Source organism: Okeania sp. SIO2F4 (assembly GCF_010672385.1).
Classification (GTDB): Bacteria; Cyanobacteriota; Cyanobacteriia; order Cyanobacteriales; family Microcoleaceae; genus Trichodesmium.
The window spans coordinates 1-16,190 of record NZ_JAAHGT010000112.1; the positions used below are offsets into that span (position 1 = coordinate 1).

Below are 16,190 nucleotides of genomic sequence, written 5' to 3' on the forward strand. Positions count from 1 at the left end.
CAGTATTGATTAACAAGCTATAAGCTTTTAGCAGCTCTAGGTTAAACTCCCCTGCTTCTATAAGCAGGATTGTTTAGGAGTGGTAATCCCCTTTCCGTTCCAGAATGCTCGGCAAACGTTCACGTTAAAGATAATCAATAGCTGATAGCTGATAGCTGACCGCTGAATGCTTCAAGAAAATTACTTCGCTAACTGCTTAACCTGACTCATAATACCTTCAGGACCAATTCCTTGATGAGGGAACTGTTCCCAGAGACCACCACAACCTTCTTTGTGAGTAGCAATATAAGCAAACTTCGGAGTCATACCACGCTCTAATAACCAAGAACCGAAACGACTGCCCAAACCAGTACGACGGTTGAAAGCTTCAACTACCAAAACAAAAGGAGCAGCACCTACCTTTTTCAACATATCCTCATCAATTACATTCAGAGTCGGTTTATTAATCAAACCAACATCTATTCCCTCCTGCTTCAGACGTTCCACCGCATCAAGGGAACGATACAACGCATCACCAAAACTAACAATATAACCAGCAGTACCTTCCCGAATCACCTCATCTTTGCCAGGAGTAAACTTGTAACCTTCCCCGAAAAATTCTTTACCATCACCATCAAGCATAATAGGCACTTTCGAGCGAGTCGAAAAAATAAAGCGCATTCCAGTTTGAGTAAACACTGCCTCAACACAAGCTTTCATTTGATTAGCATCCGCTGGGAAATAGAGACGAGTTTCATAAGCATCATCCAGACCATTGTCGGCAAACATATTGTTCAAACCGAAGTGACAAGTATTATCTGCCATATCATCTATCCCCGCGTGGGAGAAATGACATAAAACATTAGACTTATTTAACCGCGCCATAGTAATTTCCGAGATGCACATTTCTAGAAAAGCGCTGAAAGTGGCAAAAATACCTTGCTTACCACTTTCCATGCCAAACCCCGCAGCAGCAGAAAAATTACCCCGTTCCATAATACCGCCACTAACAAATCGTTCTGGGTGAGCTTCGCGAATTTGTTTCAGTCCGCAGGAACCTTCTAAGTCACTGTCAACAAATAAGTGGTTGCTACGTTCTGTTTCACTCATACCATTAAGAACAGATACCACAGTATCCCCGAAGACGTTCCGGTTAGAACCTACTTTATCGCTAACTCCCAAGTAAGTGTAACTTTGTTTAGGTTTTTCAATACCTTCAAGATAATTAACAGCTTCAGTTATGCCTCTACCCTTGAGATACTCGATCGCCAACTTTAAAGGAATTACATCATGGCCGTGGATAGAACCTTCTAAACCTTCAACTCCTGGGGACATTTTCCGCTTATTAACTACAGCGATCGGACCTTCAGTTGTAACTGCTTGACAAATTCTTTGGTAAAGACTGTCTAAATCTTCTCCATCTCCTTCCAGTACAGTCAAACCGTGACCCGTAAGAGTTTTATTCAGGTCATAACCTTTTAAATAACTAGAAGGATGACCAGCAATAGTCACATCATTATCATCAATCAGCAATTTAACGTTAAGATTTTGTGCTACTGCCATTCTCGCAGCTTCAGCATCATTACCTTCTTGTTGAGAACCGTCAGAACCAAGGCAAAATACTACTTTATCAGGATTTGCCATTGCCACACCGTTGATGTAAGGCCACATATGCCCCAATCTCCCGGAACTAAATTTTACTCCTGGAGTAAGTCCTAGTTCTGGATGTCCTGGTAGATGAGAATTAGCTGCCCGATAATTTACAAGATTTTCTACGGGAAGGTCTCCTTGTATAGTTGCCATCAAGTATTGGGTAGCTACACGGTGTCCTGCCTCATCAAAGAAAATAGGTACAAATTTTTCTGCTGCACCTCGGAAGAAGGCATCTAGAATCATCACTTCCGGCACTGTATCATAAGGGCCACCTGTATGACCACCTACTCCTCTCGCAGCCCCAGTGGCGGTAAAGAAGATAATTGTGTCACGGCAAAGTTGAATATTTGCTTTGAGTGTTTGTCGTTGTTCATCTGTAAGGGTAGGGTTTGTGGGGTCTAGGGACAAGGGTTTGTAGCTTGCTATGTCAATTGGAAATGGTGCTGTAGCAGTTGTCATGGTTAATAAGGGTAATAATATCTATAATTTATATTCCCATAATTTGTGCCCTACTTAAATAGGGTTAGCTGAAAAATTCTTTTTAGGTAGTAGACAGATTGATAATTGATGATTGATAATTAATCTCCAGAGGTTTAAAACCTCTTGTTTTAAGGAGAAAAATTGCTAGGAGATTTTCCCTTATACAATTCCGTTACGGTTTTAACCAGAGGTAATTATTAATTATCCATTATCAATTAATGAATTTTGAGTTTTGAGTTTTAATTTTGGTTGAGCAGGGTATGTTTTTTACCTTTAATTTCCCAGTCGAATCAAAAACTTTGAAGATATAAAGCCTCGCAGAAATACTCTCAAAGTTTGCAGTCTATCAAATCTGAATTTTGAGTTTTAATTTTGGTTGAGCAGGGTATGTTTTTTACCTTTAATTTCCCAGTCGAATCAAAAATTTTGAGAATATCAAGCCTCACAGAAATACTCTCAAAGTTTGCAGTCTATCAAATCTGAATTTTGAGTTTTAATTTTGGTTGAGCAGGGTATGTTTTTTACCTTTAATTTCCCAGTCGAATCAAAAATTTTGAGAATATCAAGCCTCGCAGAAATACTCTCAAAGTTTGCAGTCTACAAAATCTGAATTTTGAGTTTTAATTTTGGTTGAGCAGGGTATGTTTTTTACCTTTAATTTCCCAGTCGAATCAAAAATTTTGAGAATATCAAGCCTCGCAGAAATACTCTCAAAGTTTGCAGTCTATCAAATCTGAATTTTGAGTTTTGAGTTTGGTTGAGCAGGGTATGTTTTTTACCTTTAATTTCCCAGTCAAATCAAAAATTTTGAGAATATCAAGCCTTGCAGAAATACTCTCAAAGTTTGCAGTCTACAAAATCTGAATTTTGAGTTTTGAGTTTGGTTGAGCAGGGTATGTTTTTTACCTTTAATTTCCCAGTCAAATCAAAAATTTTGAGAATATCAAGCCTTGAAGAAATATTCTCAAAGTTTAAAGTCTATCAAATATGACTTTTGATTTTTAACTTTTAACTTTGAAATATTTTCAAAGTTTGAAGTCTATAAAATCCGGCTTTTGAGTTTTAAGTTTAGTTGCTCAGGGTATTTTTTTTACCTTTAATGTCAAAGTCGAATCAAAAATATTAAAAATATCAAGCCTTGAAGAAATACTCTCAAAGTTTGCAGTCTATCAAATCTGAATTTTGAGTTTTAAGTTTGGTTGAGCAGGGTATGTTTTTTACCTTTAATGTCAAAGTCGAATCAAAAATATTAAAAATATCAAGCCTTGAAAAAATACTCTCAAAGTTTGCAGTCTATAAAACCTGACTTTCAACTTTTGAGTTTTAAGTTTTAAGTTTGGTTGAGAAGGGTATTTTTTTACCTTTAATTTCCCAGTCGAATCAAAAATATTAAAAATATCAAGGCTCGGAGAAATACTCTCAAAGTTTTGAGCTGATCAAATCCTACTTTTGACTTTTGATTTTTGACTTTTAACTGCGGTATTGAGCCGATCAAATCCTACTTTTGACTTTTGATTTTTGACTTTTAACTTCGGTATCTGTGGTTGCCAGTAGTACAATGTAACGGTTGTTTTAATTGTAAGAGTGTGATAGAACGTTACACTTTACCCGAAATGGGTGAACTTTGGACTGATAATGCCAAGCTGAAAACTTGGCTACAAGTAGAAATAGCTGTCTGTGAAGCTCAGGCAGAACTTGGCTATATACCTGCTGAGGCAGTAGCAGAAATTAAGGCCAAGGCGAATTTTGACCGGGAGCGGGTGTTGGAAATTGAGGCAGAAGTCCGCCATGATATGATTGCCTTCTTAACAAATGTCAACGAATATGTTGGGGATGTTGGACGATATATTCACCTTGGTTTAACAAGTTCTGATGTTTTGGATACTGCCTTGGCATTGCAAATGGTTGCGAGTCTCGATGTGTTGTTGTCTTGTGTGGAAGAATTAGGACAAGCTATTCGCTATCAAGCACAAGAACATCGGGAAACTTTTATGGTAGGTCGTTCCCACGGTATTCATGCAGAACCGATAACTTTTGGTTTTAAATTGGCGGGATGGTTAGCAGAGGTTTGTCGTCATCGCCAGAGGTTAGTGCAACTACGTCAGAATATTGCTGTAGGTAAAATTTCTGGGGCAGTGGGAACTTATGCAAATATTGACCCAAGAGTAGAAGCTATAGCTTGCCAAAAACTGGAACTTAAACCAGATACAGCTTCTACTCAGGTAATTTCTCGCGATCGCCATGCTGAGTATGTACAAATTCTTGCCTTATTGACTGCTTCTATTGAACGTTTTGCAGTGGAAATTCGTAACCTGCAACGGACAGATGTTTTAGAGGTTGAGGAATATTTTTCTCAAGGTCAAAAAGGTTCTAGTGCTATGCCTCACAAACGTAACCCCATCCGTTCGGAAAGGTTAACGGGAATGGCGAGAATTGTGCGGGGTCATGCTGTTGCTGCTTTGGAAAATGTGGCCCTTTGGCACGAACGAGATATTTCTCATAGTTCAGTGGAAAGAGTGATTTTACCAGATGCTTGTATTTTGACTCATTTTATGCTCAAAGAAGCCACTGAAGTAGTCAAGAAATTGTTAGTATATCCAGAAAACATGAAGCGAAATATGAATGTTTATGGAGGGGTAATTTTTAGCCAAAAAGTGCTTTTAGCTTTAGTAGAAAAAGGCATGATCCGAGAAGATGCTTATAAAATTGTTCAGTCTTGCGCTCATCAAGCTTGGAATCAACCAAATGGTAATTTTCAAGATTTAATCGCCAAAGACGAACAGATTAAAAGTCAGTTATCTGAGTCAGAAATTGCAGCTTGTTTTGACCCGAAACACCATTTAAAACATTTAGATGATGTCTATCAAAGATTAGGTATTTAGTAAGCATTCAGCCGTCAGCTATCAGCTATCAGTTTTTGAACAAAATCTACATTTCCTACCACATAATTGTACAGTTTGAGTTTTCAAACTTGTCGTTATTGTGCTTCACTTCTCTGGTGAAAAATGTAGTATAAGTTAAACTAATGCTTACTTCATTCATTAAAAATATAAAAGCTGAATGCTGATTTTTTTTATTACTTAGAATTACAGTAATTTTCTCATACCTAAACCATCTAATTTTTTCCTTGGAAAATTACTTTTAATCCAGAATTTGACACTGATTTAGTATTATCAAAAGTCGAGGTTTTACAGCAAAAATTTAACTTCAAAGTTCTGACTTATTATAGGTGTAGGGTGCGTTAGACAGCTACAATTTAAGCTGTAGGTAGCATTTAATAATCTGTCGTAACGCACCACTTTTGCTAATTCAAACCAAGTTTTGAAATAGGTAGATGAATAATTTAGTCTTGATATTCACCATCAAAAGAACATTCCGCAATCAAGATCAGTTCATCTAAAGTATCTCCAATACTCATCCTAAGATTTAATATAAAAATTCCAGAAACGTGACGATTTTCCTTTAAATGATCTGGCATAGAAGTAGAATTATTCGTCACCAAAATAAAATTATTAACTTCAAACCAGACAAAAATATCTGGATCTAATGTTCCCTTTGACAGGACGCCTGGTTCTCCAACTGCCTAAACTACTAAATCTGGTTTTCGTCTTTGTAATTGCTTAAAATAAACCGGATTGACATTTTCATTCATGAGATATTTTAGAGTTATAAACTAAATAATTTTTATAGCAGTCTCCATTCCTATTAGGAAATTCTTAAACTATCAAATTTAGTCACAGCAATTAACTTATGACTTCGATCTATATTTTGCAGCTCGTTCAGCTTTAATTTTTATCAATTTTTGTACCGCAGGAGAAGGATTTTTTCGCTGTTATTCTCACATTTTTCTTGCCCATTCTAAATAATCAGCCATATATTGATTTACCGAATAATTAATAATTAAATAATTAAATAATTAAATAATTCAGCTTTGTTAGCCTCCCCTTTTAACGGGAAAAAGCGGTCGAGAGATGGCGAAGTTTCCGTTCCCTCCGGGACGCTGCCTCTTTCAGAGGAGCTAACGCTAACGCGTTTCGGCTGTCGCCGACATGAAAAGCGGAACTTTGCGCTAGCAAACGCCATATCTAATCACAAGCGCGAGAAATAAATTTTTTCCCTTATTGTTCAATCCTTTCCCTAAAAGGGAGAGGTAATTATCAATTATCCATTATCAATTATCCATTAATGAATGATTCTTGATTATGTAAATAATACAAAATTGTGGCATAAACCTGTTCCAAGGTTAAAGACGGATAAATTTGGAAAATTTCTTCAGTAGTTTTGGATTTATAAATAAAATCATAAAGGATAATTCCAATTCCAATCCTAGTTCATTTCAGTCCAATATGATGGGTAGTCAAAAAATTAAAATAGTCTTCGAGTTTCATCATTAATTCTCCCTATAATTCTCAAATGAACTATTTTGATCGTAAACGGTAATTCATCATTGATACTGTTGTTTACTTCTCCCCCACTCCTCTAGTTTCCTGCTCAAGAAAATGTAGAAAAGGTAAGCATTCAGCCGTCAGCTATTAGCTATCAGCTTTATTACCTTTAAAAGAGGAAAAAGCAACTGAGAGGTTTCAAAGAATTAAAAGTTACTGTAAAAGTCCAACAGTTAACCTTAATAGTCTATCGAACTACATCGTTCATTTTTATTGCTGAGAGCTGACCGCTAATAGCTGAATGCTTACTAGAAAAGTTTTTGATAAATGGTCTCCCTATTAACAAACTCCCGCCATTTCCACTAATTCCACACAAACCTCATTCAAAAATTCTCGGTCTATTTGCTCTGGCAATTCTGTTTTAACCTCCTTAATTTCTGCAAATAGATCGTCAGCTAAATTTTTCACTTCATCATAAGTAACATCTCCATTTCTAATAGATAACAAATATTCAGCATCACCAGCTTTTTTCCTATTTACATACAAAACTCCATCCCGCAAAATTTCAATTCCCATTCTTAATAACCTAATACAATGACTCATCTGTTTGGCATCATATCCACACTTTATTTCTAACTCCTTTCGTTGCCAATTCCTGCCTTTATTCCAACTACAATAAGCCTCCCATTGACTCAAAGCTTGTCGGTAAGCTTGAGTCAAATGCAACAACTGAATAAAATCATTTTTTGCCCTTGTATATTCTTGAACTTTCGGTAATAACTCTTCAGAAATGGGATGCTGTTTGAGAATACCTTTATAATCAATTTTTTCTAACAGTAAATCCCGCAGTTGTTGCACAGGATCTAAAAATTCTATGCAGTCTCTAACCAACATATAGAGAAATTCCATAAAAGCATTAACTTCAGATTTTGTTAAAGGTCGATAGCTATTTTCATTCAATCCAAAATCTTGAGGTACTGGCTTTTTTTCAGGAGGATTCAATAACCATTTTCTGTGAGTTTCAACTCGTTTAATTTGAGAGTAAGCATAACCCGCAAAAGAAGCTCTAATTTTTTGAGAAATAAATTCCTGACGATAGAAAATTAGCTTTTTTCCCACTGGCGATAAATGTAAGTAAAAATCTGTATCTAACCAGAGAAGTTCTAATATATTCGGATTGTTGTTATAGACAAGAGTGAGAAATTTTCTTAACTCGTAAATTACACAATCTTTGACATTATCTAATACAGGAAATAAACCTGTTCCTGGTTCATCCCAATCTCGGTCTTTTTGTTCTACAGATTTAAAACCTAAATAATAATCTTTCGGAGCAATAAAAATTCCTTTATAGTCACAGTCTGATGAAGGTGTGGAAGTCCCGTAAGCTTGAGAACCTGTGAGAGCAAGTAATATTAATCCTGATTCTACTGTTTTTCTATCTATCCTCATCCACTCAAAAGTCATTTCAGTTATCAGTTATCAGTTATCAGTACTTCTGCCTGAAGTCAGAGGCTTGAAATATTGAATCGAATATTTCTCAAAGGGAGATTGGATATGGCGTTTAGCGTTCCGCACAACGCGCGTTAACGCGGAGCGACATGAAACGCGTAGCGTCGAAACCTCACCATCCTATCCTTCGGAATGCTCCGCAAACGACCGCTTTTTCATCCCCTTGAAAGGGGAGGCTTGAGACCTTATTTTTTGGTCAAAAAATAGAAGTTGAGGCTTTTTACGACCTTTTGTCAGAGCAATATTGCTTCGCAATACCATTATGTGACTTTTGTATTACAATTATACTACATAAAACTGATTCTTGCCATGCAGGAAGATTTTAATCAGAAGTTGTAGGAGGGTGATGGTTTACTATTGCGCATTAGTGACTCTCAGTTCAGTTTTGATATAGGTTTGATGCTCTACTATTGCGTATATCGCAACAGTAATGAATATATTTCCAGTTTTTGATTTGTGATTAACCTGTGGTGTTGATTGATAGATTCTTGCTCAGAGCATTAGTGACTCTCAGTTTACTTTTGATATAGGTTTGATGCTCTACTATTGCGTATATCGCAACAGTAATGAATGTATTTCCAGTTTTTGATTTGTGATTAATCTGTGACTTGATATATAGCAGTCACCATTACTAGGGCAGATATTCACCAACGCCTGAAATTTAGCCACAGCAATAATTTAACTTCTAATTTCTAACTTTTTATAACTGATAACTGAAATGACTTCTGCTATAAATTGTCCATCTCCCATAGCTCTATAGTAGAATTGCAAAATTATCGGTAAATTACCCTCAAAGGAAAATATCAATAAAAATGCTCAACGCTCTCATCTTAGTTCCACTAATTGGTGCGGGTATTATTAGTTTTTGGCCAAGCACTCTCTCGCCTAAATTAGCCCGTCAACTATCTTTAACAGTAGCTATTATTAGTTTCTTATGGTCTTTGGTGCTACTCACCCAATTCAATCCACAAGATCCAAATCAACAATTCATTGTCTTTTTTCCCTGGATAGACTCCCTAGGTTTAAGCTACTCCTTGGGAATAGACGGTTTATCCCTACCATTAGTAGTATTAAACGGTCTGTTAACCACTATTGCCATCTATGCCACAGACGAATCAATCAAAAGACCTCGTTTTTATTACTCCCTCGTACTCTTATTAGCACTCAGCGTATTTGGAGCCTTTCTCGCTCAGGATTTACTGCTGTTTTTCCTCTTCTACGAACTCGAACTAATTCCCTTATACCTATTAATTGCCATCTGGGGAGGACAAAGAAGAGGTTACGCATCTACAAAATTTCTCATCTATACAGCAATTTCAGGAATTTTAGTTCTAGCTGGATTTCTAGGAGTAGTTTGGTTAAGTGGTTCCTCCAATTTTGCTTACGACCAAGCAGTTGCTCATACCCTACCTTTAGGAACTCAACTATTATTATTAGGAGCAATAGTCATTGGGTTTGGAATTAAAATTCCCCTAGTTCCCTTCCATACATGGTTGCCAGATGCTCATGTTGAAGCTTCCACACCAATTTCGGTACTCTTAGCAGGAGTGTTATTAAAACTTGGAACTTATGGTTTGCTGAGATTTGGATTAAATATGTTTCCTGAAGCTTGGGTGTATATTTCTCCCTGGTTAGCAATATGGGCGGTAGTCAGTGTGCTTTATGCTTCATTGAATGCCATTGCCCAAAAAGACATGAAAAAAATGGTGGCCTATAGTTCGGTTGGTCACATGGGTTACATTTTGTTAGCTAGTGCAGCAGCAACTCCCCTCAGTCTTTTGGGAACAATATTCCAAATGATTAGCCATGGTCTAATTTCTGCTTTACTATTTTTATTAGTAGGAGTAGTCTACAAAAAAGCAGGTACAAGGGATATAGATGTATTGCGGGGTCTATTAAACCCAGAACAAGGTTTACCAATGATTGGTAGTCTAATGATTTTGGGAGTAATGGCAAGTGCTGGTATTCCAGGAATGGCTGGATTTATTTCGGAATTTTTAGTGTTTAGAGGCAGTTTCAATGTTTTTACAGTTCCTACTCTTCTATGTATGATTGGAACAGGATTAACATCAGCCTATTTCTTGCTTTTAGCTAACCGAGTATTTTTCGGTAGGTTATCTGAAATAGTAATTAATCTGCCTCCAGTGCAATGGTCAGATAGAATACCACCAATTATTTTAGCACTTCTGATTGTTGTCTTAGGAATACAACCTAACTGGGTGGTGCGTTGGACTGAAACTGAAGCAAATATAATGAGTGGGATTCAACCTAGATTATCACAGGTTATTGATAGATCGGCGATCGCTGCTCAAGCTTTGATCGATAACTATTCTGAATAGGGTAGGACTTATGCGTGGGAACCCAGAAATTAGGTTATGCGCGTAGATGTCTATTGTTCCAACCAAGGATTTTTCCTAGAAACCTGGTGTCTTTGCGTAATATTATGTGCCTCTTCCAGGGGAGCTAGGCTATTGGATAATTAGTTATAAAAAAGTCTTTGTTTGTGGTTGTGCTTTAGCGCTGCAAATATACTTATACTGACAAGCCCTAAAGCGCAACAACGAAGTTTTATTATACCAAACGTTTTAACGAAGTCAGAATTCAGAAGTCAGAACTCAGAAGTTATTTTTGTAACGGGGATTTGAGCAAGCCTGCAAAAATATTTCGCCTTAAAAGGCCGGGTTTTAGACCCAATTATTTTGATAAATGTTTGTTAAAAATGATATAATTCATTAATGAATCATGGATAATTACCTCTGGTTAAAACCGTAACGGAATTTAATATAAGGAGATATCCCAGCACTTTTCTCAAGGGAAGATTGGATATGGCGAAGTTTCCCGAAGAGTGCAGAGCCGCGAACGCTTTTCATGTCGCGTTTGCCTTAGCTAAACGCCATCCCATCCTAAGGTCATGCTCCGCAAACGACCACTTTTTCCCCTATGGGAGTAGACTTTTAACCAAGGTATTTAATTAATAATTATTAATTATTAATTATTCGGTAAGGAAGAGGGAAGAAGGTTTTGGTTATTTAGGAGAGTCCAAAGTTGGAGTAAATATTGAAAAAAAAGGAAAAATGATATAAATAACTGTCTAAATTGACATCCTCCCGACGTTGCTCTACGAAACAACGCGGGATTCCCATCCATCCATCAAACAGACGAAGCTGAAGGAATGACTCAGGGGTGGTTGACACATCATTGCCATCAACTACCTTTTTACGGGTAGAATTACGTCGGCTCCGTGTCCGTTTTTTTCTGGTCTCCGTTTCGCTTTCCTACGGAATGCTAACGCAAACGCGACATGAAAAGCGTTAGCGTAGCTCCTCTGAAACAGGCAGCTCCTCCGTTAGCGGAGCTCCTCCGCAGGAGGCAGGAGGCATACCCTTCGGCGACTATTTCAAATTCAAAAAAAGAGAGTTAGTTGAACTGGATTTTCTGCTACTGTATCGTTTTCAACCTTGGTTTTTGGTTGCACAACTTCTAAAATATTGATAGCAGCGTTAATATCTCTATCATGGAAAGTTCCACAGTTTAAACAAGTCTATTTTCTTACATTTAACTCTTTATTGCCACCTTTAAACCCACAACAGCTACACTTTTGGCTCGTGGGTTCCGAACGATTAATGACTTTAAACTCTCTACCATACTTTTCACATTTAGTCTCAGTTAAAGTCCTAAATTTTCTCCAACCTAAATCACTAATTACCTAGGCTAATTTGCGGTTTTTAACCATACCAGAAACATTCAAGTATTCTAGTACAATTGTGTGGTATTTTTTGACTAAATCAGTTGATAATTTGTGCAGAAAATCAGCTCTAATATCTTTGATTTTGCTATTAAGTTTACCGATTTTTAGTCTATGTTGTTAGTATAGGTTTACTACCTGGTTTAGTTCTAACAAACTTACCCTGGAATTTAGCTAACTTTTTGAGGTTTTGTTTTAATGGTTTTGGTGCTTCAAACTTTTCACCATTACTCAACATAGCAAATGTGCTGATACCTAAATCAATGCCAATAGAACTTTCAGTTTTAGGCAATGACTCAGGACTAATTTCTACTACAAAACTAGCAAACTACCTTTCTGCACTATCTTTAATTATAGTAACTGAACTAGGTTTACGCGGCTTAGGTCTTGACCAAACTATTTTAATTTTACCTACTTTTAGCAGATAGATTTTGTCTTGACAAATCTTGTAATTAGCTCCTACAAATCTAACTGCTTGTCTGGACTTTCTGCTCTTGAATTTAGGAGGTTTAACTTTTATACCTTTTCGTTTACCAGTACAACTATAAAAAAAATTCTTGTAAGCTTAGTCTAAGTCTTTTAAAGATTGCTGCAATGAAGTAGAAGCTACCTCTTTGAGCCAAACCAATTCTTTCTTGGCTTGAGTTATGAATTGTTTAGTTAAATCTACATAACTAAGTTTCTTGTTACCTTTAGCATACAGTTGATTACCATGTACTAATGATTGATTCCAAACATATCAACAACAACCAAATAGTTGATTTAATGCGCGTTATTTGTATATGATTTGGATAGATGGGATATTTGTATCTTGCTTTCAATCTTTTTACCTATTACTCCCACTCAAGCATTATTATAGCATTGATTGGCATTCATCCCAAAACTATAATCTCTGATTTGGTGTGGGTCTTCTGCCAACATTTAGATAAATTGAGTCAAAAAAATTATGACAAATACAGTTTTAAAATGTAAAAATCATCCACTTTCAGCATATATTAATCGCTTAACATCTGGTCAAGCTCTGCTAAAAGATACCCCAGAAAATGTCTTAGAAGTAGTCGGAATTTTAAAAAGTTATGGGATTGTATTAGATGCTTATTCCAAAAATCTTATTTACATTGCCGAACATCAATTTTTAGAAATGTTTCCCTTTTTAAAATACTTCAATGGCAAAATTTCATTAGGTAAATTACTGAAGTTTTGGTGGCATGACAGAATTAATTATGAATATGCAGAATATTGCATGAGGGGAATGTTATGGCATGGAGGTGGAGGTCTGGATAAATATTTAGATTCAGCCGAATTTAAACAACTAGCAAAAGCAGCTATAGATGCTGAAATTACAGGAAATTTGATGTTAATGCCACTCAATCAATTATTTCCAGAATTTTTACCAGAGATGGTACGTCAACAAGCTTATTACAGTGCTTTAGGTCAATTTTGGCGAGTAATGAGTGATATATTTATGACCCTATCTGATAAATATGACCAAGGCAAAATGAAATCTATTCCTCAAGTAGTAAATCATATTTTATTAGGGTTAGTTGCAGCAGCAAATTTACCAATTACTTTTGCTGTAAATATTAAAGGTAAACGTTATGAAATAATTCCCGAATCAGTAGGTTTAACTTTTTTAGCAGATACAGCAGTTCCCTATGTCGAAGCAGTTTTCTTCCGAGGAACACCATTTTTAGGAACAGTTTCATATAACGCTCAAGCTCAACAAATTGACCCCAATCAAAGTCAATTTACTTATGGTGCTTTGTATGCCGATCCTTTACCTATTGGTGGTGCGGGAATTCCACCTACATTATTAATGCAAGATATGCGACATTTTCTGCCAGATTATCTTCTAGAAGTTTATCAAAAAACTAACCGAGGTACAGATAATTTACGAGTGAAAATTTGTGAGACTTTTCAGAAGTCAATGTTTTGTGTAACAACGGCTGCCGTTTTGGGTTTAGCACCTCATCCTTTAGATACAGAAAATCCAGAAGAACAAGCAGAAAATCAAGTTTATTTAGAAGCTTGGATGGAGAGATTTTTAACATCAAGATTACTATTTGTTAATAGTTAACTATTTCAATATTAATGCAAGATATGCGACATTTTCTGCCAGATTATCTTCTAGAAGTTTATCAAAAAACTAACCGAGGTACAGATAATTTACGAGTGAAAATTTGTGAGACTTTTCAGAAGTCAATGTTTTGTGTAACAACGGCTGCCGTTTTGGGTTTAGCACCTCATCCTTTAGATACAGAAAATCCAGAAGAACAAGCAGAAAATCAAGTTTATTTAGAAGCTTGGATGGAGAGATTTTTAACATCAAGATTACTATTTGTTAATAGTTAGCTATTTCAATAATTAAAAATTTTCAGGTCGGCAACAGTCCAAACAATGAATAATTAGGGCTTGCTGATTAAATTTCAAAAACTTACACAGTCAAGATTTAAGGCATTTTCAATCAGAAATTGTGCCCGATTTTCAGCTAAAATAGACCAAAAACCAGGTATCTATGCTGCACCCATCATGTACAGAAAAGTAGGCCAACGTGACATGGCAGCAGAAAATTTTGAACTGCCATTCAATGGCCAATTATCTCCTGACAATCGTTGGGTAGTGATGGCTAGTTTAATTTCTTGGCAGAAATATGAAGATAAATATGCAATTAATTTCTCTCTGGAAAGAGGAGCACCTGCTTGCTCTTTTAGAATGGCATTAGGGGCATTAATTATTAAAGAAAAGTTAGGGATAAGCGATAGGGAAAAAGTAGAAAAAATCAAGGAAAATCCTTATTTACAGTATCTTATCGGCCTTGAATCCTATAACAACCAAGCTCCATTTGATGCCTCAATATTAGTTGATTTTAGAGAAAGATGCTTGTGCAGATTTAATCAATGAAATTAATTCATATACGGTCAAAAAAAAGGAAGGTGAAGAGAAAAAAAACACAAAATTTATAAGAAATCAAGTCAATCAAAAATCAACGTAAATTAATCATAGATGCTATCTGCGCTCCGGCTGATATCAGCTATCCCACAGACTTAAATCTATTAAATCAAGCCAGAATTAAAACCGAAAAAATCATAGATATTCTGTATGAACCCCTAAAAAGCAAGTTTAATAAAAAAAACATTACTTACCGTCAAACAGCAAGAAAAGAATACTTAAAGGTAGCAAAAAAAAGACGATCCACTTGCAAATAAATCAGGAAAGCCCTGAAAAAATAACTGAAATATGTTGTTCATTAATTGATAATTGATAATGGATAATTGATAATTACCTCGGGTTTTAACCGAGAGGATTGAAGATTGGGAAATATCATTTCTTCTCTTGGTCGATTAGATATGGCGAGGAAACCTCGCCATCTCTCGACCGCTTTTTTCCCCTATCCAAGGGGAGGCTTTAAACCACAATTATTTAATTAACAATTAATAATTAATAATTCGGTAAAAATTTAACCACTATAGAGCTGCTAATAGAGAAAGATGCCAGTCTAGAAAGTCTGAGTAATAGACTTTATAAAACGTTGTTGGTAGTGAGTGAAGTATATCGTCAGCAACAATGGATGTGGGAGTACAAAAAAGTGCGAATAGATGACAGAATAGTAAGTTTAAATCCAAACCATGTACGTCAAATAGTGAGAGGAAGAAGCGGTCAAAAATACATAATTTGGAGCTAAACTATCTGCGAGTTGTATAGATGGATATGTATTTTTACACCGGATAAGTTGGGATAACTACAATGAATCAGGAGACTTAATAGCTCAAGTAGAAGCATTTAAAAACTACACAGTTCATTACCCAGAGTCAGTTCATGCAGACCAAATTTACAGAACAGCTCGAAAACCGAAAATTCTGTACTGAAAGAGGGATTAGAATCAGCGTTCCTCCCGTGCGTTGACCACCAAAAAATCTTGAAAAAAACAGAATAAACAAGCTCAAGAGCGATGAAAGATTACGGAATAATATTGAGGGTAAATTTGGTCAAGCAAAAAGAGGATTTAACTTGGAGAAAGTGATGGCTAAACTTCCTGAAATTTCCGCAACTGCCATCGCAATTACTTTCTTAGTAATCAACATTTCTACCCTCTTGAAAGAGGCTTTTTCTCTTTTTTTGTACTTTTTTGGAGAAAAAACTATTTTTGCATTCTGTTTAATCATTTTAAATTATGGTTGAATAAATGATGATAATAAAAAATTATTATCAGTTTTTTTTGAAAAATATCATGTCCGCTTTTTTCAGCAAACCCTAATTAGGGTTTGCTGAAAAAGTCTTATGGGTGAAGGTAGGAGGACCGAGTCAGGAGTCAACCCACCCCTAACCCCTCCCAGGGGTAGGTTTTTTACCTTTGATCTAAAAAGAAGTTTGGGGAGAGGGGGACCCACCCCTAACCCCTCCCAGGAGGGGAAGAGGGGGAGGAGGGGGGAGTTTATAGA

At 36.2% G+C, this 16,190-nt stretch carries 10 protein-coding genes and 3 pseudogenes; 6 read left to right on the top strand and 7 right to left on the bottom strand.

Going from position 1 to position 16,190, the window contains the following annotated elements; translation table 11 throughout:
• Positions 1–180: 180 nt before the first annotated feature.
• Positions 181–2,091, bottom strand: coding sequence for a transketolase C-terminal domain-containing protein (locus tag F6K22_RS09825; RefSeq protein WP_293096493.1), 1,911 nt, complete (start codon positions 2,089–2,091; stop codon positions 181–183).
• A 1,607-nt stretch (positions 2,092–3,698) separates the two neighbouring features.
• Between F6K22_RS09825 and purB the strand changes: the two genes are divergently transcribed.
• Positions 3,699–4,994, top strand: a complete 1,296-nt coding sequence (purB, locus tag F6K22_RS09830; RefSeq protein ID WP_293096507.1) for an adenylosuccinate lyase — start codon at positions 3,699–3,701, stop codon at positions 4,992–4,994.
• 461 nt (positions 4,995–5,455) lie between these two features.
• Here the strand turns inward: purB and F6K22_RS09835 are convergent, their stop codons facing one another.
• The 3 genes from F6K22_RS09835 to F6K22_RS09845 all read right to left on the bottom strand — a co-directional run bounded on the left by F6K22_RS09835 (position 5,456) and on the right by F6K22_RS09845 (position 7,961).
• Positions 5,456–5,590, bottom strand: a complete 135-nt coding sequence (locus F6K22_RS09835) for a hypothetical protein (protein ID WP_293096495.1) — start codon at positions 5,588–5,590, stop codon at positions 5,456–5,458.
• A 697-nt stretch (positions 5,591–6,287) separates the two neighbouring features.
• Positions 6,288–6,437: a DUF433 domain-containing protein gene (locus F6K22_RS09840; protein ID WP_363273229.1), complete on the bottom strand. Its 150-nt coding sequence runs from the start codon at positions 6,435–6,437 to the stop codon at positions 6,288–6,290.
• A 399-nt stretch (positions 6,438–6,836) separates the two neighbouring features.
• On the bottom strand, positions 6,837–7,961 hold the full coding sequence (locus tag F6K22_RS09845) for a nucleotidyltransferase domain-containing protein (protein WP_293096497.1): 1,125 nt from the start codon (positions 7,959–7,961) through the stop codon (positions 6,837–6,839).
• A gap of 857 nt (positions 7,962–8,818) precedes the next feature.
• On the opposite strand from F6K22_RS09845, the gene F6K22_RS09850 reads away from it, so the two are divergent.
• The gene (locus F6K22_RS09850; protein ID WP_293096500.1) at positions 8,819–10,345 is read left to right on the top strand and encodes an NADH-quinone oxidoreductase subunit M; all 1,527 of its coding nucleotides are present in this window, start codon (positions 8,819–8,821) and stop codon (positions 10,343–10,345) included.
• Positions 10,346–11,547: 1,202 nt separating this feature from the next.
• Here the strand turns inward: F6K22_RS09850 and F6K22_RS43450 are convergent.
• Genes F6K22_RS43450 through F6K22_RS09860 form a run of 3 tightly spaced genes read right to left on the bottom strand, consistent with a single transcriptional unit; the run spans position 11,548 to position 12,043 of the window.
• Entirely contained in the window at positions 11,548–11,709 is a 162-nt protein-coding gene (locus F6K22_RS43450; protein WP_483244122.1) for a zinc ribbon domain-containing protein, read from the bottom strand.
• A 3-nt stretch (positions 11,710–11,712) separates the two neighbouring features.
• Positions 11,713–11,856, bottom strand: coding sequence for a transposase (locus F6K22_RS09855; RefSeq protein ID WP_363273231.1), 144 nt, complete (start codon positions 11,854–11,856; stop codon positions 11,713–11,715).
• Positions 11,857–11,863: 7 nt separating this feature from the next.
• On the bottom strand, positions 11,864–12,043 hold the full coding sequence (locus F6K22_RS09860; RefSeq protein ID WP_293096502.1) for a transposase: 180 nt from the start codon (positions 12,041–12,043) through the stop codon (positions 11,864–11,866).
• A gap of 654 nt (positions 12,044–12,697) precedes the next feature.
• Between F6K22_RS09860 and F6K22_RS09865 the strand changes: the two genes are divergently transcribed.
• The 4 genes and pseudogenes from F6K22_RS09865 to F6K22_RS09880 all read left to right on the top strand — a co-directional run.
• Positions 12,698–13,828 carry a CO2 hydration protein gene (locus tag F6K22_RS09865; protein ID WP_293096505.1) on the top strand — a complete coding sequence of 377 codons (1,131 nt, stop codon included), beginning with the start codon at positions 12,698–12,700 and terminating at the stop codon, positions 13,826–13,828.
• A gap of 11 nt (positions 13,829–13,839) precedes the next feature.
• Positions 13,840–14,103, top strand: a pseudogene (locus tag F6K22_RS09870) (CO2 hydration protein); the annotation flags it as partial.
• A 177-nt stretch (positions 14,104–14,280) separates the two neighbouring features.
• A pseudogene (locus F6K22_RS09875) lies at positions 14,281–14,942 on the top strand (transposase); the annotation flags it as partial.
• A gap of 260 nt (positions 14,943–15,202) precedes the next feature.
• Positions 15,203–15,880: pseudogene (locus tag F6K22_RS09880) on the top strand (transposase); the annotation flags it as partial.
• Between the last annotated feature and the right edge of the window lie 310 nt (positions 15,881–16,190).

Coding starts and splice junctions, on each gene's coding strand:
- F6K22_RS09825 (WP_293096493.1), bottom strand. CDS start 2,091: ATGACAACTGCTACAGCACCATTTCCAATTGACATAGCAAGCTACAAA.
- F6K22_RS09835 (WP_293096495.1), bottom strand. CDS start 5,590: ATGCCAGATCATTTAAAGGAAAATCGTCACGTTTCTGGAATTTTTATA.
- F6K22_RS09845 (WP_293096497.1), bottom strand. CDS start 7,961: ATGACTTTTGAGTGGATGAGGATAGATAGAAAAACAGTAGAATCAGGA.
- F6K22_RS09850 (WP_293096500.1), top strand. CDS start 8,819: ATGCTCAACGCTCTCATCTTAGTTCCACTAATTGGTGCGGGTATTATT.
- F6K22_RS09865 (WP_293096505.1), top strand. CDS start 12,698: ATGACAAATACAGTTTTAAAATGTAAAAATCATCCACTTTCAGCATAT.